Source organism: Paenibacillus sp. FSL E2-0177, from assembly GCF_037992975.1.
In the GTDB taxonomy this organism is placed as follows: domain Bacteria; phylum Bacillota; class Bacilli; order Paenibacillales; family Paenibacillaceae; genus Paenibacillus_AQ; species Paenibacillus_AQ odorifer.
On sequence record NZ_CP150307.1, the window covers coordinates 1,569,205 to 1,594,603 of the forward strand.

21 protein-coding genes and 1 pseudogene are annotated in these 25,399 nt (G+C 42.5%); 18 read left to right on the forward strand and 4 right to left on the reverse strand.

Going from position 1 to position 25,399, the window contains the following annotated elements:
• Positions 1-410: 410 nt before the first annotated feature.
• Positions 411-2,708 carry an FMN-binding protein gene (locus MHI25_RS07050; protein WP_340395168.1) on the forward strand — a complete coding sequence of 766 codons (2,298 nt, stop codon included), beginning with the start codon at positions 411-413 and terminating at the stop codon, positions 2,706-2,708.
• 197 nt (positions 2,709-2,905) lie between these two features.
• Positions 2,906-3,862 (forward strand): HD domain-containing protein, encoded by a 957-nt coding sequence (locus tag MHI25_RS07055; RefSeq protein WP_036680004.1) that lies wholly within the window; start codon positions 2,906-2,908, stop codon positions 3,860-3,862.
• 69 nt (positions 3,863-3,931) lie between these two features.
• Here the strand turns inward: MHI25_RS07055 and MHI25_RS07060 are convergent, their stop codons facing one another.
• Entirely contained in the window at positions 3,932-4,588 is a 657-nt protein-coding gene (locus MHI25_RS07060; protein ID WP_076125424.1) for a 3'-5' exonuclease, read from the reverse strand.
• A gap of 111 nt (positions 4,589-4,699) precedes the next feature.
• Here MHI25_RS07060 and MHI25_RS07065 point away from each other — a divergent pair.
• The 4 genes and pseudogenes from MHI25_RS07065 to MHI25_RS07080 all read left to right on the forward strand — a co-directional run.
• Positions 4,700-5,215 (forward strand): annotated as a pseudogene (locus MHI25_RS07065) (TerD family protein); the annotation flags it as partial.
• Positions 5,216-5,326: 111 nt separating this feature from the next.
• Complete coding sequence (locus tag MHI25_RS07070) at positions 5,327-5,998, forward strand: VWA domain-containing protein (RefSeq protein ID WP_248547966.1); 672 nt, start codon at positions 5,327-5,329, stop codon at positions 5,996-5,998.
• A 183-nt stretch (positions 5,999-6,181) separates the two neighbouring features.
• Positions 6,182-6,799, forward strand: a complete 618-nt coding sequence (locus tag MHI25_RS07075) for a DNA-3-methyladenine glycosylase (protein WP_076276655.1) — start codon at positions 6,182-6,184, stop codon at positions 6,797-6,799.
• Between the two features lie 22 nt (positions 6,800-6,821).
• Complete coding sequence (locus MHI25_RS07080) at positions 6,822-7,532, forward strand: DNA alkylation repair protein (RefSeq protein ID WP_076192961.1); 711 nt, start codon at positions 6,822-6,824, stop codon at positions 7,530-7,532.
• Positions 7,533-7,560: 28 nt separating this feature from the next.
• Here MHI25_RS07080 and MHI25_RS07085 read toward each other — a convergent pair whose 3' ends face one another.
• Positions 7,561-8,253 (reverse strand): PspA/IM30 family protein, encoded by a 693-nt coding sequence (locus MHI25_RS07085; protein ID WP_076136267.1) that lies wholly within the window; start codon positions 8,251-8,253, stop codon positions 7,561-7,563.
• A 59-nt stretch (positions 8,254-8,312) separates the two neighbouring features.
• Positions 8,313-8,531, reverse strand: coding sequence for a PspC domain-containing protein (locus MHI25_RS07090; RefSeq protein WP_038569266.1), 219 nt, complete (start codon positions 8,529-8,531; stop codon positions 8,313-8,315).
• A gap of 286 nt (positions 8,532-8,817) precedes the next feature.
• On the opposite strand from MHI25_RS07090, the gene MHI25_RS07095 reads away from it, so the two are divergent.
• Entirely contained in the window at positions 8,818-9,231 is a 414-nt protein-coding gene (locus MHI25_RS07095; protein ID WP_076125416.1) for a zinc ribbon domain-containing protein, read from the forward strand.
• Positions 9,232-9,523: 292 nt separating this feature from the next.
• Here MHI25_RS07095 and MHI25_RS07100 read toward each other — a convergent pair whose 3' ends face one another.
• Positions 9,524-10,627 carry an endospore germination permease gene (locus tag MHI25_RS07100; RefSeq protein WP_076125414.1) on the reverse strand — a complete coding sequence of 368 codons (1,104 nt, stop codon included), beginning with the start codon at positions 10,625-10,627 and terminating at the stop codon, positions 9,524-9,526.
• Between the two features lie 145 nt (positions 10,628-10,772).
• On the opposite strand from MHI25_RS07100, the gene MHI25_RS07105 reads away from it, so the two are divergent.
• The 11 genes from MHI25_RS07105 to MHI25_RS07155 all read left to right on the forward strand — a co-directional run bounded on the left by MHI25_RS07105 (position 10,773) and on the right by MHI25_RS07155 (position 25,398).
• The gene (locus MHI25_RS07105) at positions 10,773-12,287 is read left to right on the forward strand and encodes a spore germination protein (protein WP_076125412.1); all 1,515 of its coding nucleotides are present in this window, start codon (positions 10,773-10,775) and stop codon (positions 12,285-12,287) included.
• Entirely contained in the window at positions 12,284-13,507 is a 1,224-nt protein-coding gene (locus MHI25_RS07110) for a Ger(x)C family spore germination protein (RefSeq protein ID WP_340395169.1), read from the forward strand. Before MHI25_RS07105 ends, MHI25_RS07110 begins: the two co-directional genes overlap by 4 nt.
• Positions 13,508-13,513: 6 nt before the next feature.
• Complete coding sequence (locus MHI25_RS07115) at positions 13,514-13,744, forward strand: hypothetical protein (RefSeq protein WP_076125408.1); 231 nt, start codon at positions 13,514-13,516, stop codon at positions 13,742-13,744.
• A gap of 239 nt (positions 13,745-13,983) precedes the next feature.
• A complete protein-coding gene (locus MHI25_RS07120) occupies positions 13,984-15,543 on the forward strand; it encodes a response regulator (protein ID WP_076308073.1) in 1,560 nt (519 codons plus the stop codon).
• Positions 15,540-17,330, forward strand: coding sequence for a sensor histidine kinase (locus MHI25_RS07125; protein ID WP_076125406.1), 1,791 nt, complete (start codon positions 15,540-15,542; stop codon positions 17,328-17,330). The genes MHI25_RS07120 and MHI25_RS07125 overlap by 4 nt, the downstream gene beginning before the upstream one ends.
• A 184-nt stretch (positions 17,331-17,514) precedes the next feature.
• Positions 17,515-18,816, forward strand: a complete 1,302-nt coding sequence (locus MHI25_RS07130; RefSeq protein WP_340395170.1) for an ABC transporter substrate-binding protein — start codon at positions 17,515-17,517, stop codon at positions 18,814-18,816.
• Between the two features lie 228 nt (positions 18,817-19,044).
• Positions 19,045-19,857, forward strand: a complete 813-nt coding sequence (locus tag MHI25_RS07135; protein WP_232061505.1) for a sugar ABC transporter permease — start codon at positions 19,045-19,047, stop codon at positions 19,855-19,857.
• Positions 19,857-20,678, forward strand: coding sequence for a carbohydrate ABC transporter permease (locus MHI25_RS07140; protein ID WP_076185385.1), 822 nt, complete (start codon positions 19,857-19,859; stop codon positions 20,676-20,678). Before MHI25_RS07135 ends, MHI25_RS07140 begins: the two co-directional genes overlap by 1 nt.
• A gap of 37 nt (positions 20,679-20,715) precedes the next feature.
• The gene (locus MHI25_RS07145) at positions 20,716-23,787 is read left to right on the forward strand and encodes a glycoside hydrolase family 2 TIM barrel-domain containing protein (protein ID WP_340395171.1); all 3,072 of its coding nucleotides are present in this window, start codon (positions 20,716-20,718) and stop codon (positions 23,785-23,787) included.
• Between the two features lie 157 nt (positions 23,788-23,944).
• On the forward strand, positions 23,945-24,655 hold the full coding sequence (locus MHI25_RS07150) for a lantibiotic protection ABC transporter ATP-binding protein (RefSeq protein WP_340395172.1): 711 nt from the start codon (positions 23,945-23,947) through the stop codon (positions 24,653-24,655).
• On the forward strand, positions 24,652-25,398 hold the full coding sequence (locus MHI25_RS07155) for a lantibiotic immunity ABC transporter MutE/EpiE family permease subunit (RefSeq protein ID WP_248547802.1): 747 nt from the start codon (positions 24,652-24,654) through the stop codon (positions 25,396-25,398). The genes MHI25_RS07150 and MHI25_RS07155 overlap by 4 nt, the downstream gene beginning before the upstream one ends.
• The last annotated feature ends 1 nt before the right edge of the window (position 25,399 follow it).

Here is a 25,399-nt window from a genome sequence, read left to right on the forward strand (position 1 = left end):
TAGCATAGCTAGCCTTGAATGCACAGTTATTGAGATCACTTTGCGCGTATAAATTAAATTTAATCGCAAATAGTGATGTTTCTTATAGGGTGTGTGATTTTCGATACAGAAGAACCGCAGAAAGGTCTGGTAGTATCAAACCAGAAATTGATGGAAAACGGGTGTAAGTGTTTTTATAGTAACTTATGTGAATTATTTCACCTTTTATACAGCTTTGTGTTAAAAGGAAGAAATGAAATAGATTCAAGCTATTTTTTATTGAAAATCGAGCGTGTAAAGGCATGAGAGGGGGGATGAGTTCTTATGAAGAGAGAAGTTATGCTTCATAAGAAGAGAAGGGGCATCGTACGAAAAAGGTTTGGTTAACAAAAAGCTACATATCACTGGGGTTTGGTAAAGGAGAATTTTCATTGAAAAAACTAATTTCTTTAACGGTTAGCGCGGCTATATTGTTAGCGCCGTTTGCTTACACACTTAATGTGCCTGCTGTAAACTTGAAGGTGGATGCAGTATCGGCAGCCTCCGAAGAAGCGGATGCACCGGCAGCAAAACCAACAGCAAAACCCACGGCAAAACCAGCAGCAACACCAAAAGCAACGGCAAAACCGGTAGCAACACCAAAGCCAACGGCAAAACCAACAGCAACGCCAAAGCCAACGGCAAAACCAACAGCAACACCAAAGGCAACAGCCAAACCAGCAGCAACCCCAAAAGCTACAGCAGCACCAGTAGCAACCCCAAAAGCAACCGCTGCACCAGCAGCGACAGTAGTACCGGCGGAAACTGTTAAGCCTGTGGCTACAGCAAAGCCTGTTACAGTTAATGAAAACGTATACCAAGATGGAGTTTACGTAGCTTATGGCGATGCATACTCCAAAGGCACGGAAGGTGCCAAGATCGAAATTAAAGATGGCAAAATTACTAGCATTGAGCTTTTGCGAACCAGTCCTAAGCTGATTGATAGAGATGCTCGTAACAATTATAGTGCTTTATGGCAAGCTTATGGATTGATGAAGGATAGATTGCTTGGCAAAACAAGAGATGGAGCAGCGGCAGTTGATGCTGTTTCGGGAGCTACCCGCTCCAGTAATGGCTGGAAATTGTCTGTAGATAGAGCGTTTGAAAGAGCTCTGACAGTGAAAGATACAAATGCCGTTTACTTTGATGGAGTTCATATGGGCGTAGATCCTACAGGTAAATATTCTGTATTCGCGACCTACGAATCCAACAAGCTTACAGATGTTAAAGTGTATCCTATGAACAGCGCTGGTGATTTCATTGAGGAGAAAGCTTACACAGCTGAGCAAGCGGCAGCGGTTGCAGCTATAGCTCCAGCCTTGCTGGCCAAAGGAACAGAGGCACAGCCTGTTGCAGGTCTTGAAGCCGACTTTAAAGCAGCGATTAACGCTTTCTGGGATGCTGAGCAGAATGCAATAATCAACAATACATCTGCTTATGTAGACGGATTCTATTCCTCTTATGGTACGGCAAGAAGTGTTGGCGTTGAAAGAGCTGACATCGTGATTCGCAACGGTAAGTTGGTTGATGTGAAGCTGTTTAGACTTGGCAACAACCTGATTGACAGAGGGGCAACAGCTTATGCGGAAGTAGTAAAAGCAAATGCTCCTATGACAGCTAAGCTGCTAGCGAATGGTTCATATATCGCTAACTATGATGAAAAGGTTGACGGAATTTCCGGAGCTACGGAAAGTAGTCACAGCTGGAACCAAGCTGTAGAAAGAGCATTTGAGAAAGCGCTGAAGGTTCCTGCTGAAGGTCAATATTTTGACGGCAAATTTGCCGGAGTAGATAACCAATCTAAAGTGCTGCTGCTAGTTGATGTTGATGCAGATGCGGTAACAGGCATTAAAGTAAGTCTGTTTGGAGCTGACGGCAAGCTGATTGCTGACGATAAAATGAGTGCAGAACAAAAAGGATGGGTAGCTACACTCACATCCGGGCTGTTAGAAAAAGGTGTACAAATGGCCGATATTACAGGCCAAGAAGCATTGTCGGCAGCAGCTAAAGCAGCACTGACAGATGCTTTGACCAATGCATCCAAAGTCCAAGGAACCTATAAAGACGGAACCTTTACTGCATTTGGTGATGCTTATGATAAAGGAACGAACAGAGCAGACGTTACCCTGCGTAACGGCAAAATCGTAAATGTAGCCTTGTACCGTGTAGGAATGAACCTTGTAGATAGAGGGAACGCTGCTTACCCTGAGGTGGTAAAAGCAATTCCTCAGTTGACGGCTAGCTTCCTCGCAGCAGGGACTAGAGAAGGTGTGCAGGAAGTAGATGCTGTGTCTAGTGCAACCAGCAGCAGCGTGGCTTTGAAGACTGCGGTGGATAGAGCATACGGAAAAGCTGAGGTTGTAGAAGCTAATAAAGCGGCTTATTTCGATGGAATCTTCATTGGTGTAAGTGCCGATAAGCTTGTAAATGTTATGGTGAATGTAGAGTACGGTGTTCCTGTCAAAATGCTTGTTTATTATTTGGATAAAAACGGAAGTGTAAGAACAATCAATCAGTTAACGGACGCGGAGCTGGCAGTGAAAGGTGAAATCGAGTCGACATCGACCGGATACAGCCTGCACAAATATGGTTACCGTCCAGCAGCCTTCGGAAAAAATGATGCAGAGAAAGAAATATCCGCTAAAGCGGTAGAAGCTATTAAATCAGCGCTTGAATCGGCTGGTAAATAATTATCGTTTTATAATAAAAGGAGGATATTCCAGTGCCAGAATATGGCCGGGGAGTAGCCTCCTTTTTCAAATATTCTTGGCTTGTACATAAATATGAAAATAGATCGTATAGTGATTTAAAGGGATTTTGGAGGTGAGTGTCTAAAGTTTAATATAGAGAGCAGGCCAAAAGCCTGTTATTAATAGGAGGCTCCAACATGACACAAATTAAACAGCTCGCTCCACAAGATGAATTTGTTGGCTTTTATCTTTTAAGAGAGCTGGCAATTAAACAAACGAACGGCACTCCTCCAAAAGATTATTTTGACATCGTTCTGGGGGATTCCACTGGACAATTATCTGCGAAATATTGGGATGCCAGCACAACCGATAAAGAAACTTTTTTTCCTATGGCGCTTGTGAAGGTACGCGGGATTGCTCATACTTATCGTGAGAAATTACAAATAAAAATTACTAAAATCAGGTTGGTTAACGATGAGGATGGTGTTGCACTTACGGATTTCATCCGTTCTGCCCCAATTCGTCCAGTAGACCTTATTCATACGATTAAAGGGGTTATGGCAAGTATTTCAGATCCGGAAATTGCTTCGATTGTCTCTTTTTGTGTGGGTAAAGTGGAAGAGAAATTGATGCATTATCCGGCAGCCAAAACACATCATCATGCTTATTTTGCCGGACTTGCTTATCATATGGTGCGTATGCTGGAGATTGGTGATTTTCTGTGCAAGCAGCGTCCGTTCTTGAATCCAGATCTAATGAAGGCAGGAATCATTCTGCATGATATCGCGAAGCCGGAGGAGATGGTCTCCCAGCTTGGGATTGTCTCGGAATACAGCGTTCAGGGCAAGTTGATTGGCCATATCTCGATGGCGTCTAACTGGATCACGGAAGCGGCTATCCGTTTAGATATTGATTTGAATTCGGAAAAGGTTATGGCGTTACAGCATCTCGTATTGTCACATCATAATTTGGGCGAATGGGGTAGTCCTGTTCAGCCACAGACAGCTGAGGCAGTCGCTCTGCATCATATCGATGCGATGGATGCGAAGCTGCAAATGGTGGAGGATGCTTTGGATACCACACCGGAGACCGAGGAATGGACACCGTTCATCAGAGGTCTAGAGAATAAGGCTGTGTATCGTTTGAAGATTTAAGAGATACCCTGTAAAAAAAACCCCCAATCAGCAGAAAGCAGCTGGTTGGGGGTTTTTGATGTTCTTTGGTTATTTGGACAAAGTGGCGCGGCTGCTATAAATGGAGGGTTTATGTTTAGTGCCTTGTTTCTTAGCAGGCTTTTTCGCGCGAGTGGAAAATGGGGTATACCCGCCGGCAAACATCGTTCCGCTAGTATATCCTTGACTGGCAGAGAGCAATAGAGGATCATAGTGCTCCTCCTGCTCCATAAGTTTTACTAGAATTGCAGCGGCTGCGCGTGCGTCATCCAAGGCATCATGGTGTTTTAGCGTAATGCCGAAAAACTCGGAGACTACATTAAGTTTATGGGAGGGCAGGTCGGGCAGCATTTTTTTGCCTAATAAATAGGTACATAAGTATTGAAAGCTTGGGTAGCTCAGGGACATTCCATCGAGACAATAACGCAGGACACTCATATCAAAAGCAGCATTATGCGCCACGACGATTTGTCCGTGTAGTAACGGTTCAACGGTGGGCCACAGTTCTTGAAAAGTAGGTTGCCCGATTACCATTGATGGCGTGATGCCGTGTATCGAAATGTTCATGCCATCAAACCGCTGCTGCGGGTCAATTAGCCAAGAATGCTCTGCGGTTATATTTCCAGCTTTAACTTCCACAAGTCCCAAGGCACATGCGCTGGATCGACTGGAGTTCGCGGTCTCAAAGTCAATTGCTATAAAGTCCATTCGTAAAGCTCCTTATCTATCATATATACGTTTCATATTAAAGTAGTAAAATGATAAATACAATCTAGTGAATCACAATGAGCTGTTCAGTAAAAATAAGGAGATGATAGAGTGCGGCTTATAAAGGGGCAAAAGGTGGATATTACGAAAGGGAGAAACGTGAACAAGCTTTTGCTGAAATTTGGGTGGATGACTGCTGATACTAGAATTGGCATAGACTCTGCTGCTTTTTTACTGTCAGAACAGAACCGTTGCGAACGCGATGAGAACTTTATCTTTTATGGTAATCCGTTGTCTATAGACGAAGCTGTAACTCATTCTGTCTTACAACAAGGGGATAAAGAAGCTATCGCCATTACATTTTCTCAACTTCCTAAGGATATTACTAGAATAGCTTTAACTTTAACGATCTATGAAGGAGAAAAATTAGGACACTCTATGAAGCAAGTAACCTCTCCTTATCTACGCTTAGTGGATGCTGCTAGCGGTGAGGAATTATTCGTTTTCGAGTATGGCTCTGACCTGTCGACGGAGACAGCTATTGTGGTTGGAGAGCTATATCGCTATGGCCCAGAGTGGAAATTCAGTGCTATTGGTAGTGGCTTTGAGGGAGGATTGGCTGCGTTATGTACAAACTATGGGCTCGTTATTGAAGAAGAGGAAGGGAACCCTGAGGTAGCGGCCACAGCTGAGTTAACCCTACCTTTAGAGACGATCCGTTATGAAGAGAAGAATGTACTGTCCTCTATTGATTTACGTAAAAAAATTGTTCAGATTACCTTAGAAAAAAAGAATCTGACAGGAGTCATTGCAAGGGTAGGCGTTGTCCTGGATATTACAGGATCTATGAGAAATCTCTATAATAATGGAACCGTTCAAGAAGTAGTTGAGCGTATATTAGCCGTTGCCTGCAAATTTGATGATAACCAATCATTAGATGTGTGGGTGTACGATACGGAGTTTAGCCGGCTGCCACCTGTGACAGAGCAGGAATTAGGAAGATATGTGTTTACACATATTTTAAATAATCGTACCATTCATAAGTTTGGCCGCAATAATGAACCGCCAGTAATGGAGGATATCATTAAAAAATATACGGAGGAAGAACCCGATTCTACACCAGTATTTATCATATTTATTAACGATGGTGGTGTAGTGAAATCCACTAAAAATGTGATTATGGCAGCTTCGGTCCAACCGATTTTCTGGCAGTTTGTCGGAATCGGTAACTCGGATTTTGAAGTATTGAAGCAACTTGATACGATGAAGGGCCGTTTGGTGGATAACGCCAATTTTATTCATCTGGACAACATTGAAAAGGTGACTGATGAAGATCTATATGATCAGCTGCTGAATGAATTCCCCTTGTGGCTAAGCGCAGCGAAAGAAAAAAGAATCCTGCGAACATAAAAATACATTACTGAAAATGAATAAGCCTGTGCGTTACTATAGGCCATAACCACCTATCTTAGGAGGTATTATGGCTTTTTTAGTTTCGCTATCTTGCTATTCTATTCAACAATCCGTACACTGCCAAATAGGTATTGTATATTAGGATTAGGGTCATCACTATCAGATACGGGAGGAAACACTTTGAGCAGCGTAGTTACTAAGTTTTTTGATTATGGGCAAGAAGAAATAGATTATCTCCGAAGTGTGGATCCAGTACTTGGCGCAGCTATGGCACGGATGGGCAGAGTGGAACGTGTAATTATACCGGATCTTTTTGCTGCGCTTATCTATGCTATAGTAGGACAGCTTATTTCAGTAAAAGCGGTTCGGACCATTTGGAACAGAATGTTGGCTCAGTTCGGAGACATCACTCCGCAGCAGTTAGCCTTACATACGGCGGATGAGATTCAAAGCTGTGGGATGACGATGAAAAAGGCACTATGTATCCATGAGATTTCCAATTTGGTCGCTCAGGGTGATTTTAAGCTGGAGGAATTGCCTGGGTTATCAGATCAAGAGGTTATACAAAAACTTATGACGTTAAAGGGCATTGGCAAGTGGACGGCAGAAATGATGTTAATCCATTCTATGGAACGACGGGATGTGGTCAGCTGGGGAGATATTGCGATTCGTCGGGGGATGATGAAGCTGTATGGACTTGATAAGCTTACCAAAGATCAATTTGAACAATACCGGCTAAACTATTCTCCTTTGGGTTCTGTGGCTTCTATATATTTATGGGAAATTTCATTTGAATAATGGACGGGTAAGGAGTACTACTATGGAAAAAACAATAAGAGAACAGCTATTGAATTTGGCAGATGTGGACTACCAAAAGTTTTCTGCGGCCTTAATTCCGACGATAGATAATGTTATAGGCGTCAGGCTACCGGAACTGCGCAAGCTTGCCAAAATCATTGCAAAGGGTGATTGGAGAGCCTATTTGGAGCATGCCGAGACAGATTATTTTGAAGAAGTGATGCTGCAAGGTATGGTGCTTGGCTACGTGAAGACAGATCTTGAAGAAATCCTACGTTATATCGCTGACTTTATTCCCAGAATCGATAACTGGTCGGTATGCGATAGCTTTTGCACAAGCCTGAAGTTTACCGTAAAGAATAAAGAACGGGTATGGGAGTTTATAATGCCGTACTTATCATCAGATAAAGAATATGAGATCCGATTTGCTGTGGTAATGCTGCTTAATTTCTTTATTGAAGAAACGTATATCAGCCGGATTTTACCATTGCTCGATAAGGTCAGTCATGAAGGCTATTATGTAAAAATGGCGGTTTCTTGGGCGCTTTCGATTTGTTATGTGAAATTGCCAGAGCCTACGATGAGTTATTTGAGAAACAACAGCTTAGATGATTTCACTTACAACAAGGCTTTGCAGAAAATCACGGAGTCTTATCGCGTGGATCCGGAAACGAAAAAATGGATTCGCGGGATGAAAAGAAGTAAAAAACAAACCCCTTATTCAGCACAATAGCTGAGTAATAAGGGGTTTATTGTCCTATTTATTTTTTCTCAGTGTTTACTTCAGTGTTAGTTTTACGGTTGCGGATTCGCTCGATTTCGATGTCAACAGCGCTACGCAGGTTAGGATCGATGGAAGGACTTATTCCTGTACCTGTATTGAATTTATTTTTGGAGTTTTCCGCCAATGCTTCCCACTCGAAAATCTTCTCTTCCATACGTTCGAAGCCTTGCGAAGCTGATCCTACATTTAGACCTTTCGTAGAACTACGTGGAGCTGAGTGGAGTGTTTCTGTGGCTTGTTGAGCGCGAGCGATAAGCTCAGTTCTTTTCGCTTTGAGATGTTCACGCTCTTCTTTAGCTCTAGCGATATTGATCTCAAGCTCTGCCAGGGATTGCTTAGTTTGTACTTGACTATTTATGGACTCTTCCAGCTGTTCCACGTACCGTAACTTGGCTATGAGTGCCAGGCGAGCTCTTTCTTCATTTCCTTGCTCAACTGCTTGAACGGCTTCGGCTTCACTTTGCTCTACTAACTGAGTATATTCTTGCTTGCGGCGTTCCAACACACTTGCTGTAACTTGCAGATCACGCTCATTGCGTTCCGCCTTAGCAATATCATTTTCAAGATCACGTAAATACTGACCTGTCAGCAATACCGGGTTTTCTAATTTATTTAGACCTTCGTGTAGGGCTGCTTTAGTAATTGTGGAAATTCTTTTTAATAGACTCATGTTCTATCTCTCCTTTTTTATGGCTATATTAGGGCTGGCTTGTATTAAACGACGATTAATTAATAGAAATCATGTCCATCTGAAAAGCTGTTAAAAGGTTCTTTAGGAACGATGATACTAGCGATGACGTAGAAGATAAGTACAGTTCCGAAGCTGAACAATGCTGCGGCAACAGCAACAAGCCGGATTACTGTAGCATCAATACCAGACCAACGAGCAAGACCTCCGCACAAACCACTTATCTTCTGATCACTTTGGGAACGATATAATTTTTTCATTTATTGTTTTCTTCCTCTCGTATGGGTGTGATTGTTATTGAATCCTGCAACCCGTTTGCTTATGTACTCATTCTAATGTCTTTTTGCATGCGAAAAAACGGCCTGGAGGCGGTTTTGTATACCAGACCTGAGTCGAGGTTCGTTCCCGCAGGAAGGCGGGGAAAGGGTTAGTAAATCGGTTATAGGCTACAAACCATGGACGAAGTTAGGTACAATAAAGAAAGGAATACTTCTGGCGGTGTCGAAATATGCTTATATATGACTACTACGGAATTGGGGGCTGAATATGAGTTTTTTTAACAAAGTAAAAGCAGGGGTAAGCGAGGCTGGGAATAAAGCAAAAACAGTGGTGGAGATTAACCGGTTGAAGCTGCAAAATAACGGTAAGCAAAATGATATTGACCAGCAGTATCAGGTCATGGGCAAACTGTTATTTGAAGCCGTAACTCAAGGTGCAGGACCACTGCCAAGTGAGCAAATCGAGACTAATATCAATCGTATTCTCGAATTGAAGGCGGAGATTGAGACGAACCTTCAGCAAATAGCTGAGTTGTCCGATGTAAAGCATTGCAAAGCATGCGGTGGGAATGTGGCGATCGAGGCACGCTTTTGTCCGGCCTGCGGATCCACTTTTGAAGTGGCAAAAGAACCTGTCAGTGATGTAACTCCATCGTCGTTTTCTTTGGATAAGAAGGAATAGAGTTACTTCATACAAGAAACTTATGAACAAAGAGGCTGTCTCAAAAGTAGTGAATACTACTTATGAGGCAGCTTCTTTTTTAGTAAATAGTCTATAAGCGGATTCTTGCTTTAGCCAATAGACTATGGGCTACGCACACAAAGTATTCTATGCCATTAGGTTGGGCGGCGGAATATTCACTTTGTGAATTTCAGGGAGAAATTCCCCAATTATTTTAGTGGAGCGTAATTAGATCATTAAGCGGGATTCGTATCTACAATCTTAATTTCACTTATTCACAATCTAGTGTCGTTTAAACCTTAGAAGCGTGGCGTTTCTTAAATTTATACACAACTAGCAATATAAGCGGCAGAACAAATGCACAGGTGAAATCCCAATCTACCCAGTAGGCGGGGATCTCCTTCACATAGAAAATGATGTCTTTGGCAATCAGCTGTGACATCCCGAATAACAAAAATCCAGTGGGGATGATCAGAGGACGGTGGCTTTTGAGTTTAAATAATTGGGCTGTACCTAAGGTTAAAGCATAGTAATAAACTGCAGTTTTGAAGTATGTGCTGATAATCCATGCTGTAGCCATAAGCGCTTCAATACGTTGCAGAGAATTAGCAATATTAATTTTTTGAGCAAGAATATAAGCGGCATAAAATTGATGTTCAGAAGCGTAAACACCTAGAACGGTAAGGGAAAACAATAAGATGAGGTTAAGGCCCAGAGCTCCGATGATCAAGGCTATGAAAATATCCCGGCTTGTTTTGCCATTTTTCTGAGCATAAGGATATATCATTAGAAACACGCACAATTCGCCAAAAGGATAAAAAACACCATACATCAAAGTATGAAGCATGTCCGGTACTGGTGTGTTCAAGATGGGGTATAAACGTTCCATTTTGACATCGGGGGTCAGCAGGAGCAGCAGACCGATTAAAAAAACTGCAAATAAAGGGAAAAAAAGCTGAGCTGCCCGGCCCAAGGTTTCTAGGCCAAGTCGTACCCCATATACCAGCAGGAAAATGGCCATGAAACGAATAACCCCACCGGGTGTTTTCTCGTAAATCTGTGTACACATGAAATCTTCAATTTCTCTTATGTAAGTGGCGGCGGCAATCAGGAAGAACACTAAATAGAACAAGGCTACAGCAGATCCGATCCATTTCCCTAAAATTTGTAGGCTAAGCTCGATAATATTCTTGTTCGGCTCAAGGTCTGCTAAGCAGAGTAGCAGTTTTATGGTCACTAGACCCAAGGGAATACTAATCAAAGCAGCAATCCATGCATCTTGTTTCGCTCCTGATATCATTAACGCCGGATACACAAGCGCCATATCCCCAATAAATGTGAATAGCCCGAGTATAATCATTTGATTGGTACTAATTCGATCTTTCTCCAAACTCATATACCCCCTCAAATTTATTGGACTAGTTTTAGTATGGTTGTAGTTACCAGAATTATGCCATCCCGATTTTTTAATCCGAAGGAATAATTATCATAATTAACATCAAACTATACTCATCTATCTATGGAGAAGTGGAGGCTGCATCATGAAAGATACGGAGATTGGTACATTATCAAGCCGGTTGGAAGTTAATATTGCTAATTTGTACCAATTGATGGGTGAAAGCTCTGATGTAGTGATAAAAGAGTTGCAGATAGAAGAGAACACTCATATTTCTTTGATTTACATAGATGGTCTTGTGGATACTCAGGTGCTGCATAATTCAATTTTGTATTCCTTGCAGGAACACATTCCTTACGAACAGCTGAGGGGGCTTTCTCCCGAGCAGAAGTTTGAGATGATTAAGAAACAGATATTAATAGCCGGCGATATAGCCGTTATTGACGATTACAGCCAATTTATTCATCATTTATTGTCCGGTAATATAATGCTGCTGCTTGACGGGTTATCCAGCGCTCTGCGGATCGGCTTACCAGGCTGGGAAGATCGTAATGTAGGGGAGCCTAGCTCACAGTCGGTTGTTCGGGGTCCAATGGAAGGATTCACTGAGAATTTACGGACGAATACGGCACTGGTTCGGCGAAAAATCAAAGATAGCCATTTATGGCTGGAAACCGTTCAGATCGGAAGGGTGACTCAAACCAGCGTATCCATTATGTATCTAAGTAACATCGCGAATAAGGAACTGGTGCAAGAGGTAAAGCGCCGTCTGAATAAAATAGATACGGACAGTATTCTCGAGAGTGGATATATTGAAGAGTTTATTCAAGAGACGGCAGTTACACCTTTTCCTACCGTATACAACAGTGATCGTCCGGATACGATTGCAGCGGGTATTTTGGAAGGAAAAGTGGCCATTCTTGTTGATGGAACTCCTTTTGTACTGCTTGTGCCCACATTTTTTGTGGCATTTTTCCAGTCAGCTGAGGATTATTACCAAAGGGCCGATATTGGAACATTGCTGAGATTAGTTCGTTTTATTTCATTTTTTATTACTTTGCTTGCCCCTTCATTGTATGTTGCGATTACTACCTATCACCAGGAGATGATACCGACCAATCTTGTAATCAGTTTAGCTGCCCAGCGGGAGAGTGTTCCTTTTCCTGCTTTTGTTGAGGCGCTGATCATGGAAATGACTTATGAGATTTTGCGGGAAGCCGGGGTGCGGATACCCAAAAATATTGGTCAGGCGATTTCCATTGTCGGAACGCTGGTGATTGGACAAGCCGCGGTAGCAGCGGGTTTTATTTCATCCGCAATGGTCATTATTGTATCGCTAACAGCCATTTCTAGTTTTGTTATTCCGGAGACAGGAATGTCTATTGCTGCGCGGATGATCCGTTTTGTGCTTATAGCTTTGGCTGGATTCATCGGATTATATGGAATTCTCTTCGGTATTTTCATCATCGTATTGCATTTGTCGAGTCTGCGTTCTTTCGGAATGCCTTATATGAGTCCGCTCGGACCGTATAATTCCAAAGATTTAAAAGACTCTATTTTTCGCTTTCCGTGGCCGTTTTTAAAGACAAGGCCTGCTGAGAATAAGACGCAGAACCTGTTTCGTCAAAGCACATCCAGTGATAAGGAACCAACCAAATGAATAAAAAATTAGTTAGAGGCGTTCTTCGATTAATGATAGCTCTCCAATTTACGTTAGTGCTAAGCGGCTGTTGGGAAAGAAATGAGCTGAATGAGATAGCTTTTGTCTTGGGGATAGGGATTGACAAGGCAGAAAAAGGTTATACCGTTTCGATGCAGGTTGTTATTCCATCTGCGATTTCCTCCCAAACGAATGGAGGAGGGGGAGGCAGTGGAGTCCCAGTGGTTGTATATAAATTTACTGTACCTACGTTTTATGATGCGCTGCGTAAGCTGAATCTGGATAGCTCTAGGTCAAGTTATCTCGGTCATATCCGGGTGTTGGTGATTGGGGAGGGGCTTGCCCGCACCGGAGTGGGTGAGATACTCGATGTATTTAAAAGAAGTCGGGAACCCCGGATGGATTTCTACGTTATGGTTGCCAGAGATACAACCGCCAGCAATGTCTTGAATGTCCTTACACCTATGGATAAATTACCAGCGAACAAATTATTTAGTTCCTTGGATAATTCTTATAAAGATTCAGCAAAAACAGTCGCTGTTACACTGGATGATTTTATTGAGAATTTATTGTCTGAAGGCGAGAATCCTGTGCTAACCGGAGTGAAAATTATAGGCGATCCCAAAGATGGAGAGGACAAAAGCAATGTAGAGCGAACAATGCCTAAGGCAAGATTGGAATACCATACTGTAGCTGTATTCAAAAAAGACAAGTTGATCGGTTGGCTAACCGAGGGAGAAACGATTGGTTACAATTATATCAACGATAAGGTAACCGCACATTCTGGCCCGATCGCAGGGGAAGACGGAAAGCCCATTGTAATCGAAGCGATCCAGGCTACAACTAAACGCAAAGTGAAAATCATTAATGGGGAGCCGCATATTTACCTTAGTGTTAAGACGCTTTGCAATATTGAAGAAGTGCAAAGTGTAGAAAATTTGGAATCGGAAAGTACTATAAAACGTTTGGAAAAGGAAACAGAGGAGCGGATTATAGAGCGGATGCAAAAAACTGTGGAGCATGTAAATGATCGTTTCAATGTTGATATTATGGGATTCGGACAATCGATCTACCATGCCAGCCCTAAAGCTTGGGCAAAGCTGCAGCAACAAAAGGGTGACGATTACCTTAAATCATTGCCCATCCATTACAAAGCCTCAGCAGTTATTAACCGCGTGGGTCTCACAGATAATTCTTTTCTTGAAAAAATCAAGGAGTGAAGTCAGATGCTAGTACTGTTATTCTCGGTGATTGCTGTAGGTTGTATGGCACTTGATTTGCCTAAATTAATGCGAAAGCGCCGAGTGCGTGATCTTAGCGTATATTTTATTTTTTGGATTTTGGGTCTAGGTGCGACCTTCTGCTCGTTGTTAAAATTGAACATCCCCAGTCCGCTGTTTCTTATTATTTTTATCTATAAGCCAATAAATAATTTATTTGGATTATTGTTTCATTAACAAAAAAGCTGCAATTATCGCAGCTTTTTTTGTTGTATCCGCTAGAAGTTATTTCCTTAAATTTAAGAATATTTCATGGAATGAAAAATGAGAGGTTGACCATATTTGTCGGCGGGGCATATGATTTGGAATGAACAATTTTTAAGTAAGCTTACGGCTTTACTTGTCTAGAAGCTTGCTCCTTGTTGGATGTATTGTATACTAACAAATGGAAAGAAAACGGTTACAAGGGGGAAGAAATGAAACCAATATTCAAAATTATGATTGTTGATGACGAGATGCTAGTAAGACAAGGAATCAAACATCTTTTGGATTGGGAAAATGAAGGGTATCGAATTGTTGGTGAGGCTGCTAACGGTCTTGAAGCACTAAATATGATGGATGAGGTCAGTCCCCATATCATCATTACAGATATTGTTATGCCAATAATGGGCGGAGAGAAACTGGTTAAGATTGTTAAGGAGAAATACCCTCATATTGAAGTAATCGTCTTAAGTAGTTTCAGTGAATACGATTATGTCCGATCCACATTTCAAAGTGGGGTAGCGGACTACATTCTAAAGCCAAAGCTGGAAGCTGAGTATTTGTTATCCATCCTAAATAAAACCACTGCTAAATTGGTAGGGATGGAGATGTCCGATCAAGGAACGGATCCTGGTGAAAAGCAAATTTTGCTAGTTATCGAGAAGCTTATGACCGGATATGAGTCTGGGCTTGAACCTGCTTTGCTTCATGCGAAGTTTCCACACCCACTATTCGCTTTCTTCGGAGCGGATATGAGACATATTAAAGATTCTGGGGATAGGTTAACTTTCACACAGAAAATAGAAAAAGGGCTTAGTACACTCCCTTTGGGTGATACAGTGTTTATTCGGTTGAAGTTTGTCAATGATTCAGTTATTTATTTGCTTAATGCAAACCCGGAACAGTGGGACGAGCTTGTTATAGAGCTCCGATATCTGGTCTCGGAAATGGATCATTGGGCGAGAGAAACACATTTCGTTATCAGCCAAAGCTTTACGGATTTTAATAAGCTGGGAGAGATTTATCGAGACAATTATTTAAAGCTTACACGATACAGTTTCTACTTGCCGGATCGAAGCTTAATTGAAAACGATCATTTGCCCAGCCTTCCAAGAGCCTATCAGGAATATGATATGGGCGAATTAATGGAACAACTGAAACGTAAGCAATACCAGAAGGCATTTACTGGATTTCTGGAATATGTTCATCTCCGTTCGATGGATTATCGGACCGATATTTTCGAATTCAAATCGTTATTGGGGAATTTCATATTTAACGTAACGACCACACTTGGAAAAATGAAGTACGAGACTGGAGGCTTGGAGGCATCCAAATACGACTTCTTTCGAAAAATAGATGAAGCGATGTATGCCGGGGACGCAATCGCTGTTGCTGAAGCCTTTATTCGCGAAGCTGAACGTGCGATTGGTGAGACGAACCTAACGATCAATCCCAATATGACCCGATTGCTTGAATACATTCAGACTCATTACGCTGATCCCATCACGTTGACTGGGGTTGCGCGGCAGTTTCATTTCAACGCTTCTTATTTATCGAGCCATTTCACTGCTCAGAATGGTGAAGGATTTAATGAATATTTGAACAAGGTCCGGTTGGAGAAAGCCATGGAGTTACTCGTGACGACGGAAAAAACAATTTCTGATATCAGCGCTAGTGTGGGGTATTCGGATCAGAGTTATTTTACTAAAGTGTTTAAGAAACAGGCTGGTATTTCTCCGAGCCAGTACCGAAGACGGGACGTAGAGCGACCATGATTGGAACTATCATTAACAAGATTAGAAAGCAGGGCCTATTTCTTAAGCTTTTTCTTGTGACCCTCATAAGCATTGTTGCTGTATCCCTGCTGACTTTGTCTATTACCATCCGTATGTCAGAAAATTTATTCTTAAAGACCTTCAGCATAACGAATGGCAAACTACTAAATCAGATGAAGACAAACTTGGAGTCCTACAACAACGTTGTAGCTACGGGTGCTACAATGACAGCTCAGAAAGGTGCCATCCGCAGCTATTTGTCTGGGGGAGAGACGGATTCATTGACACTCGCTATCAAAACCTACCAGATGACAGAAAGCATGCGGGCAGTCCGCTCCAACCTCAGTGCTTTTGATGTGGGGATTATGATTGTAGGTGCGAATGGCAGAAGTTACTCAACTGACCCTTGGTATTGGTCTGCTACTGCTGAAGAATTGAAGAACCACCCGATTACGAAAGCGACAGTGGCTCATCCGCAGCAAATTCTGTACCAGCTTTATCAAAAAGAGGATGGTCAAACGCATAAGAAAGAGATCATGTTAGTGGCTTCTAAAGCTCTATTTGATCATTCGACCGGCAGTATCTATGGCACTATGTACATTGCAATTCGTGATAGCGATTTCAAGGCCTTCTATGCCAATTTTACGAGTGAAGGTAATGATGTTGTGTTGCTGAATGCAAAAGGGCAAATCGTATCCAGCAACAGGACAGAGCTGATTGGGCTGAACGATCAACAGCTGCTTCAAGAAGTAGTTGATGAACAGAGCACAGGAGACAATGGAGAATCTGTCTATGTGATGGGGAATGAACGGGTAGTATTCTCGGAATACTTGCCTGAATTTGATGTTTATTTGGTGAATCTGATCGATAAGAAAGCTGTGACCGGGCAGATGGTTAATGCCAAAGCAGTGTCGTTGACGATCATGGCTATCGTAGCCATTTCGCTTATTATTGTATTTTTAATTACAAGGAAAATGACGAAGTCCCTGCGTGTACTCGTTGAACAGATGTCGAGTATTCCTAAGGGGGGATTCGATAACCACGTGGATGTCGCCACTAGTAGTTATGAAGTTAAGGAGCTAGGCAATGCCTTTAATTTTATGCTTGATTCCCTACATGATTATGTTGATCGGTTGATGGAGACCCAGAAGCAGCAGCGTAATGCGGAGCTGGCCGCCCTTCAAATGCAGATCAATCCCCATTTTTTATACAATACACTGGCTTCTATCAAATTTCTGGTGCAACAGGGCAACAAGGAAAAAGCAGCTGGCACGATAAATTCGCTAATCTCACTCCTGCAAAATACTGTCAGTGATGTTCAATCCACTATACCTGTTAGTCAGGAATTAGAATCGCTGAAGCATTATGTATATATCAATCATGTAAGGTATGGCGAGAAGATCCGCGTGAATTATTTTGTGGAGCCTGAAAGCTTGGATTATCATATGCCAAAGCTAATTCTGCAGCCTTTTATCGAAAATGCGTTCTTTCATGCATTCAATCTTAAAGATGAGGGAAGAATTCTAATCATGATCGCCGTTCAGGAAGATCAGCTTGTATGCGAAGTTGTAGATAATGGTGACGGGATGGACCTTGATCCTAATTTTCTGAAAGAAGAACAGTTGCCAGCCTCGAAGCACAAACGCCAATTGTTCTCTGGGATCGGTATACGGAATGTTGATGACAGAATCAAATTGTTGTATGGAGAGAGTTACGGTATTAACATCACAAGCAAACGAAATGAAGGTACGAAGATTATAATTACGCTTCCATTGTTAAAAAGCTAAAAAATTTACAAAAATCTAAAATTAGTACCAGAGTCGATCTCAGAGTGAAAATAGAATCCAATAATAACACCAAAGCTAACAAAGATACTGCCAAAGAAAGCGAATACAAAATGATAATATGGAATTGCAGCAGAGAAAACGCTTCCATCTTTATTATTTTACAGATTAACAAGGGGGTTACGAAGTGAAAAAATTATTATCCGTGATGCTGGCTAGTGTGGTTCTACTTTCGGCATGTTCCTCAGGTGGAACGAAAAACGAAACGGGCAACTCCGGAAGCGAAGGTAGCAGTAAGCCACAAGAAATCACAGTTTGGGCTTGGGACCCAGCGTTTAACATTGCAGCCATGAATGTTGCCAAAGAAGCTTATGCGAAAGTCAATCCAGACATAACGGTAAACGTCGTAGAGAACGCGCAGGCTGATATCGTGCAAAAGCTGAACACAGGGCTGAACTCTGGATCTACGAAGGGTCTTCCTAACATTGTATTGATCGAGGATTACCGTGCGCAAAGCTTTTTACAAGCGTATCCGGATTCCTTTTATGAATTGACTGATGTTGTAAAAGCCGCTGATTTTGCGGATTATAAGATTGGCCCGACCAGTGTTGACGGCAAGCAATACGGTGTTCCGTTTGATTCTGGTGTGACTGGAATGTATGTACGGACAGACTATCTTGAGCAAGCAGGCTACAGCCTGGATGCACTACAGGATATCGACTGGAAGCAATATATCGAGATCGGTAAAGCTGTAAAAGAAAAAACCGGCAAAAGCATGATCACACTGGATCCCAATGATCTTGGACTTATCCGGGTCATGATTCAATCGGCGGGTGCATGGTATACAGGTGAAGACGGTCAGACTCCGACCATTGCAGACAACGCTGCTTTGAAAGAGGCACTTGTATTGTACAAAGAAATGATGGATTCCGGCATCGTGAAAGTTAACTCAGACTGGAGCCAATTTGTAGGCGCATTTAATAGTGGTGAAGTGGCAACCGTACCGACGGGTAACTGGATTACCCCTTCAATTAAAGCCGAAGCTTCCCAATCCGGTAAGTGGGCAGTAGCTCCACTTCCTAAGCTGGCAGCAACAGCAGGCTCCGTCCATGCATCTAACCTTGGGGGCAGCTCCTGGTATGTAATGAATGTAGATGGTAAAGAAACCGCTGCGGAGTTCCTTGCAAAAACATTTGCTTCTGATGCTGATTTGTATCAGACGTTGAATACAAAAGTTGGTGTTATCGGCACTTTAAAAGCTGCGGCAAGCGGAGAAGCTTATTCAGCAGCGGATGAATTTTTCAAAGGTCAAAAGGTTGTATCAGATTTTGCGGCATGGACCGAGCAAATTCCTAACGTCAACTACGGCATGAACACTTACGCAATAGAGGACATTATGGTTGTAGCAGTGCAATCTTATCTTGGTGGAAAAGATGTAGATACTGTTCTGAAGGATGCCCAGAAGCAAGCAGATACCCAAGTTCGCTAATCACACTTAGGCTGTACAATCTAAGCCCTTGCTTCTACTTCTCCTGTAAATTGGATTTCTACAGAAGGATGGGTAGCAGGGGCTTTCATCTCTAATAAATCAGACAGAAGGGTGTGAAGTGGAGTGGAAAATGTAAAGCCAGGGCTAAGCTCTCAAAGACATAAAAGCTCTAAGGGTCAACGGCAGATCCATCTGACAGGTTGGTTATTCGTTATTGTGCCGGTAATTATGATCAGTATTTTCTATTTCTATCCAATGATTCAAGCCTTAATTCTATCCTTCAAGACAGGTAGAGGCAACAATCTTCATTTTACCGGCCTTGATAACTATATTCGGCTGTTTAGCGACACCACTTTCCTTACAGCCGTCAAAAACACTTTTATTTATTTGATTATTCAGGTCCCAGTTATGCTGGTGCTGGCGCTCTTTATCGCTGTGCTGCTAAATGACGAAAGACTGAAATTTAAAGGGTTTTTCAGAACGGCCATATTTCTGCCAACGGTAACTTCACTTGTAGCCTACTCCGTTGTTTTCAAGTACATGTTTGGAGCCGAAGGTATCGTCAATAAATTTCTGGTGAATCTGCATCTAATCAGCGAACCGATTCAATGGATTACTGACCCCTTCTGGGCCAAAGTCACTATCATTATCGCTATCACTTGGCGCTTTACTGGCTATAATATGATTTTCTATTTGTCCTCACTGCAAAATGTCGACAAATCAATATATGAGGCTGCTCATATAGATGGTGCGAGTGCATTTACACAATTTTTCAAAATTACAATTCCCCTATTGAAGCCGATTATCTTGTTCACGACGATCACATCGACCATTGGTACCCTTCAGTTGTTTGACGAGGTGGTTAACATCACGAAAGGTGGACCCGGCAATGCAACCATGTCGATTTCCCAATATATTTATAACCTTTCCTTTGAATACACACCTAACTTTGGATATGCTGCAACTGTCTCCTATTCGATTGTTGTAATGGTGCTCATTCTGACGCTTATTCAGAACAAAGTAGGAGGGGATAAGAGATAATGAAAACCAAACGCATGTTTACTTACGTATTTCTAATCATCGCTGCGCTGATCTCTATCTTTCCATTTATCTGGATGGTTATAAGCGCCACGAACCAGTCGGTTGATGTAACCAAAGGAACATTGTTGCCGGGTGCACATTTAGTGAAAAATATAAACAATCTATTTAGTTCAGTGGATATGTGGCAGGCTCTCTGGAACTCTGCAAAAATCTCTGTGGTGACTACTGTGCTTTCACTGCTAGTCGCATCGGCGGCTGGATATGGTTTTGAAATGTACCGTAGCCGGAGTAAAGATATCGTATTCAATATTTTACTTGCTTCAATGATGATTCCATTTGCGGCGATCATGGTACCTCTATTTCAAATGTTCGCAAAAGTATCTAGTGTAGTGCCTTTTCTGGGCATCGATACAGCATCGGCGGTCATTCTTCCGACATTTACAACAGCATTTCTAATTTTCTTCTTTCGTCAAAGTACAAAAATGTTTCCTAAGGATATGATGGAGGCTGGGCGCATCGATGGTCTTTCGGAATTTGGTTTGTTCTTCCGCATTTATATGCCAACGATGAAATCAACTTACGCCGCCGCAGCGATTATCACATTTTTAAACAGCTGGAACAATTATCTGTGGCCTTTGATCGTATTGCAATCACCAGAAAATATGACTGTGCCCCTTCTTATCTCGAATCTAGGCTCAGGTTATGCCCCTGACTATGGTCTGATCATGTCTGCGATTGTCATTACAACCTTGCCGACAGCACTAGTGTTCTTCATGATGCAAAAGCAATTTGTAGCTGGGATGACGGGTTCGGTTAAATAAGTTAGCGATCATGTTATGAATAGAGGAGGAAATATAGATGAAGCAGCAGGTTGAACGAAACCTCACTCCAAGTCTGGAATGGTTATCAGACCCTTCCATTTATGCAATAGGCAGAGTGCACGCGCATTCTGACCATCGATATTACCAAACGAAAAATGAAGCCGAAGCGCTTGGAGAAATGCCCTGGCGCCACAGCCTGAACGGCAGCTGGAAATTTAGCTATGCCCAAAATGCCATGGAACGACAGGTTCATTTTTATAAGGAGAACGTGTCTTGCAGAGGCTGGAAGGATATTAAAGTTCCCGGTCATATCCAACTTCAGGGTTATGGGCAGCCTCAGTACGTGAATACGATGTACCCATGGGACGGTCATGAGCATCTTAGACCTCCGATGATCTCTGAGGACCACAATCCTGTAGGCAGCTATGTCAAATATTTTGAAGTTCCTGCGGGCTGGGAGCAACGTCCGGTGTATATTTCTTTTCAAGGAGTTGAATCGGCTTTTTATATATGGCTAAACGGGGAATTTGTTGGCTATAGCGAAGATAGCTTTACACCGAGTGAATTTGATTTAACATCGTACTTGACGGAAGGTGAAAATAAGCTGGCGGTCGAAGTCTATCAGCGCAGCACGGGGAGTTGGTTGGAGGATCAGGACTTCTGGCGCTTTTCGGGAATCTTTCGTGAGGTGTATCTATACACCGTGCCGGATGTTCATGTGCGGGATCTCCACGTTCAAACCGATTTGGATGAAAAGTTTGAGCAAGGAACGCTGACGGCTGTCATGCAATTGATAGGTGAGTCTGCCTCAAAAGTGCTCCTTGAGCTTAAGGATAGAGCAGGTAATCTTGTGGCTAGTACTGAAAGTGAAGTTTCAGGAGATTCCCTTTCGCTTACGCTTGCGGCAACAAAGGTGCAGCTGTGGAGCGCAGAAGCTCCTAATCTGTATACCCTTTACGTCTCTGTTTACAACGCATCCGGGGATCTTGTAGAAGTGGTGCCGCAAAAAATTGGTTTTCGGAAATTCGAAATGATAGATAAGATTATGCACTTAAACGGCAAACGTATTGTATTTAAAGGCGTCAACCGACATGAGTTTAATCCGCGCTTTGGACGCAGCATTACAAAAGAAGATATGCTATGGGACATAAAAACCTTAAAGCAGGCAAACATCAACGCTGTGCGGACCTCGCACTATCCGAATATGACGCTCTGGTATGAGTTGTGTGATGAATACGGAGTCTATGTCATTGACGAGATGAATTTAGAGTCGCATGGATCATGGCAGAAAATGGGGGCAGTTGAGCCGTCTTGGAACATCCCCGGCAATAAGCCTGAATGGCAGGATATCGTAATGGATCGTGCGATTTCCATGGTAGAGAGAGACAAAAACCATCCCTCCATTCTAATTTGGTCCTGTGGGAACGAATCTTTTGCAGGAGAAGTAATTTTGAACGTAGCCAATTATTTTCGAGAGAAGGATCCTACTCGTTTGGTTCATTATGAAGGGGTGTTCCATAACCGTGAATATGATGATTCGAGCGATATGGAAAGCCGCATGTATGCGAAAGCGGCAGATATTGAAAGGTATTTAACAGAAGATCCGTTAAAGCCATATATTAGCTGTGAATACATGCATGCGATGGGTAATTCCGTCGGGGGACTGCATAAATACACAGAGCTAGAACAGAAGTATCCAATGTATCAGGGTGGATTTATCTGGGATTATATGGATCAGGTGATTATAAAAAATGATCGATACGGTAAGCCCTTCATGGCTTATGGAGGAGACTTCGATGACCGTTCAACCGACTACAACTTCTCAGGTAACGGAATTGTGTATGCGGATCGGAGATGGTCGCCAAAAATGCAGGAAGTGAAATTTCTGTATCAGAACGTCAAGCTGCTCCCGGACAGTCAGGGTTTTACAATCAGAAATGAAAACTTATTTGTAGGCTTGGATGCTTATGAATTACAATACGCTCTGAACTATGAGGGTAGGGTCATCCAGCGTGGAACTGTATTCGCTCAGGTTAATCCGGGCGAGGAAAAATATGTACAAGTGGATCAACCTGATATTAAGAATCAGCCTGGCGAGTATAGCTTGGATGTTTCACTTGTCCTGAAGGAAGATTCATTATGGGCGAATAGCGGTTATGAAATCGCTTTTGGCCAGCATGTTTTTCAAGTGGCCAATACGTCAGCTGAGGAGTCTTTAACAGATGCTAAAATAACATCTGTATTGAATGATTTTCGCGTGGTTGAAGGAGATGTGAATATTGGTGTACATGGTCGTGACTTCTCCGTAATGTTCTCAAAGCAGGCGGGTACATTAATTTCTGTTAAATATTCAGGACAGGAAATGATCTCTTCACCGCCGGCACCACTCTTCTGGAGAGCAATGACAGACAATGATAAGGGGGCAGGAATGCATTTCGACTCTTCCCCTTGGTATGCAGCAAGCTTGACCCGTAGAACGTTAAGCTTCGAACTCGTGGAGGAGAAAGATCGTGCGACCGTGACTTACGTGTATAAGCTTAGTGTATCAGAGGAGGTACGTGTAAGTGTAACTTACACAGTGTTCTCCGATGGAAGCATGCAGGTGAAATCAAGCTACCATGGAGCAGCGGGTTTACCAAAGCTTCCACTCTTCGCTTTAAGTTTTAAGGTGCCAGCGGATTATCACCAGCTGAATTGGTATGCAAATGGGCCGGAAGAAAATTATATCGACCGTGCGTGTGGAGCAAGATTGTGTCGCTTCCAGAATCATGCGGTGGACAATGTGTCGTCCTATTTGGTGCCGCAGGAATCGGGCAACCGCACAGGTGTGCGCGAAGTATCCATTAAGAACGATTATGGTCAAGGCATTATAATATCGGCACCCGCTACAGCCCCTGTTGAAGCCAATATCTCGCCTTACTCGGCAATGGAGCTGGAGAATGCGACACATCATTATGAGCTGCCGAACGTCCACTATACCGTTGTTACCATTGCTGGACGTCAAATGGGTGTAGGCGGGGATGACAGCTGGGGAGCTCCAGTTCTTGATGAATATCAAATCAATCCATCCTTAGATATGGATTTTGAATTTACAATTCGCAGAGCATGATGATAAAAATTCAACAGGCTCGGTTCAATGTTAAATTTGAACCGAGCTTTTTTTATGCTCGTTATAATTCCTTATAATTTGAGCTCAGTAAAACCTTATAAAGTCCTTAGATTTGCTATATATGATCAACGTATAGCAAATGAGAGGATGATATAGGATGGGAGAGTATATTTTACAAACTAATAATTTATCCAAGAGTTTCAGGGGGCAGCGTGCGGTTAGCGATATCAGCATAACCGTAAAAACTAATTCGATTTATGGACTGCTAGGCCCAAACGGCGCAGGTAAATCGACGACCCTAAAAATGATAACAGGGATTCTTCGAGCGACGTCAGGACAAATTTTATTTGACGGTCATCCATGGACACGTAAGGATTTACTACACATTGGAGCGCTGATTGAGTCCCCGCCACTTTACGGGAATTTGACTGCTGCCCAAAATTTGAAGGTACATACGACAATATTAAACTTACCGGATTCTCGGATTCGGGAAGTTCTTGAAATTGTTGATGTAACAACAACAGGCAAAAAAAGAGCGGGACAATTCTCTATGGGCATGAAGCAACGTCTCGGGATTGCGATCGCCTTGTTAAATCAACCTAGACTCTTGATTCTGGATGAACCGACAAATGGGCTTGATCCGATTGGGATTCAGGAATTACGTGAGCTTATACGCTCATTTCCTGCACAAGGGATTACCGTCATCTTATCGAGTCATATTCTTCATGAGGTGGAGCAAATTGCCGATCATATTGGGATCATTAGTAATGGTGTTCTAGGGTATCAGAATGCAATATATCCTGGTGATGATTTGGAGGAATTGTTCATGGAAGTCGTGACTCGGAACAGACAGGAGGTAACAAGATGATCCACTATCTTTTATCCGAAAATCTTAAATTCAAACGAACATTTTCGAGAAAATTGATTGTCGTGGTGCCACTGTTTTTTCTTCTATTTTCATTTTTCACACAACAGAACCTGCAAACGGAAGACCACTATTTTATGGAAATGGTATTTAATTGGTGGCCGCTGTTATTCATGACCATAGGATCTGCTTTGTTGTCTACACTATCGAATAACAAGGATCGTAAGGCTGGAGGGTACCGTAGCTTAAGCAGTCACGGAATTAGTATCGCTAAACTTTGGCTCAGTAAAATAATTGTGGTGTCATATTATTTGCTGCTGTCTTCGCTGCTCCTTATTGCAGTAATGTACCTATCTGGTCTTTTGTTTCCTTTGGGTGCAGCACCCTTATCTGAAATTACAACAGCCGCTATTGTTGTTTGGTTGACCTCTTTGGGGATGATTCCAATCTATCTATTCTTAGCCGAACAATTTGGGGCGGTAGTATCTATTCTTGCAGGTCTGTTTGGGATGATTGTGAGTGTACTAGCAGCGGATCAACCTTCATGGATTTATGTTCCCTGGAGTTGGGCTTTAAGGTTAATGTGTCCGATTGTTGGTGTGCGTCCCAATGGTGTGGCTCTTTCAGCACAGGATGCTCTAAGAGACTCTTCGGTTATTTTACCTGGAATTGTGGTGTCGCTTGTATTCTTTTTGGTAACCCTCACCTTAACTAGCTGCTGGTTTAGTAGAAGAGAGGTGCGATAGA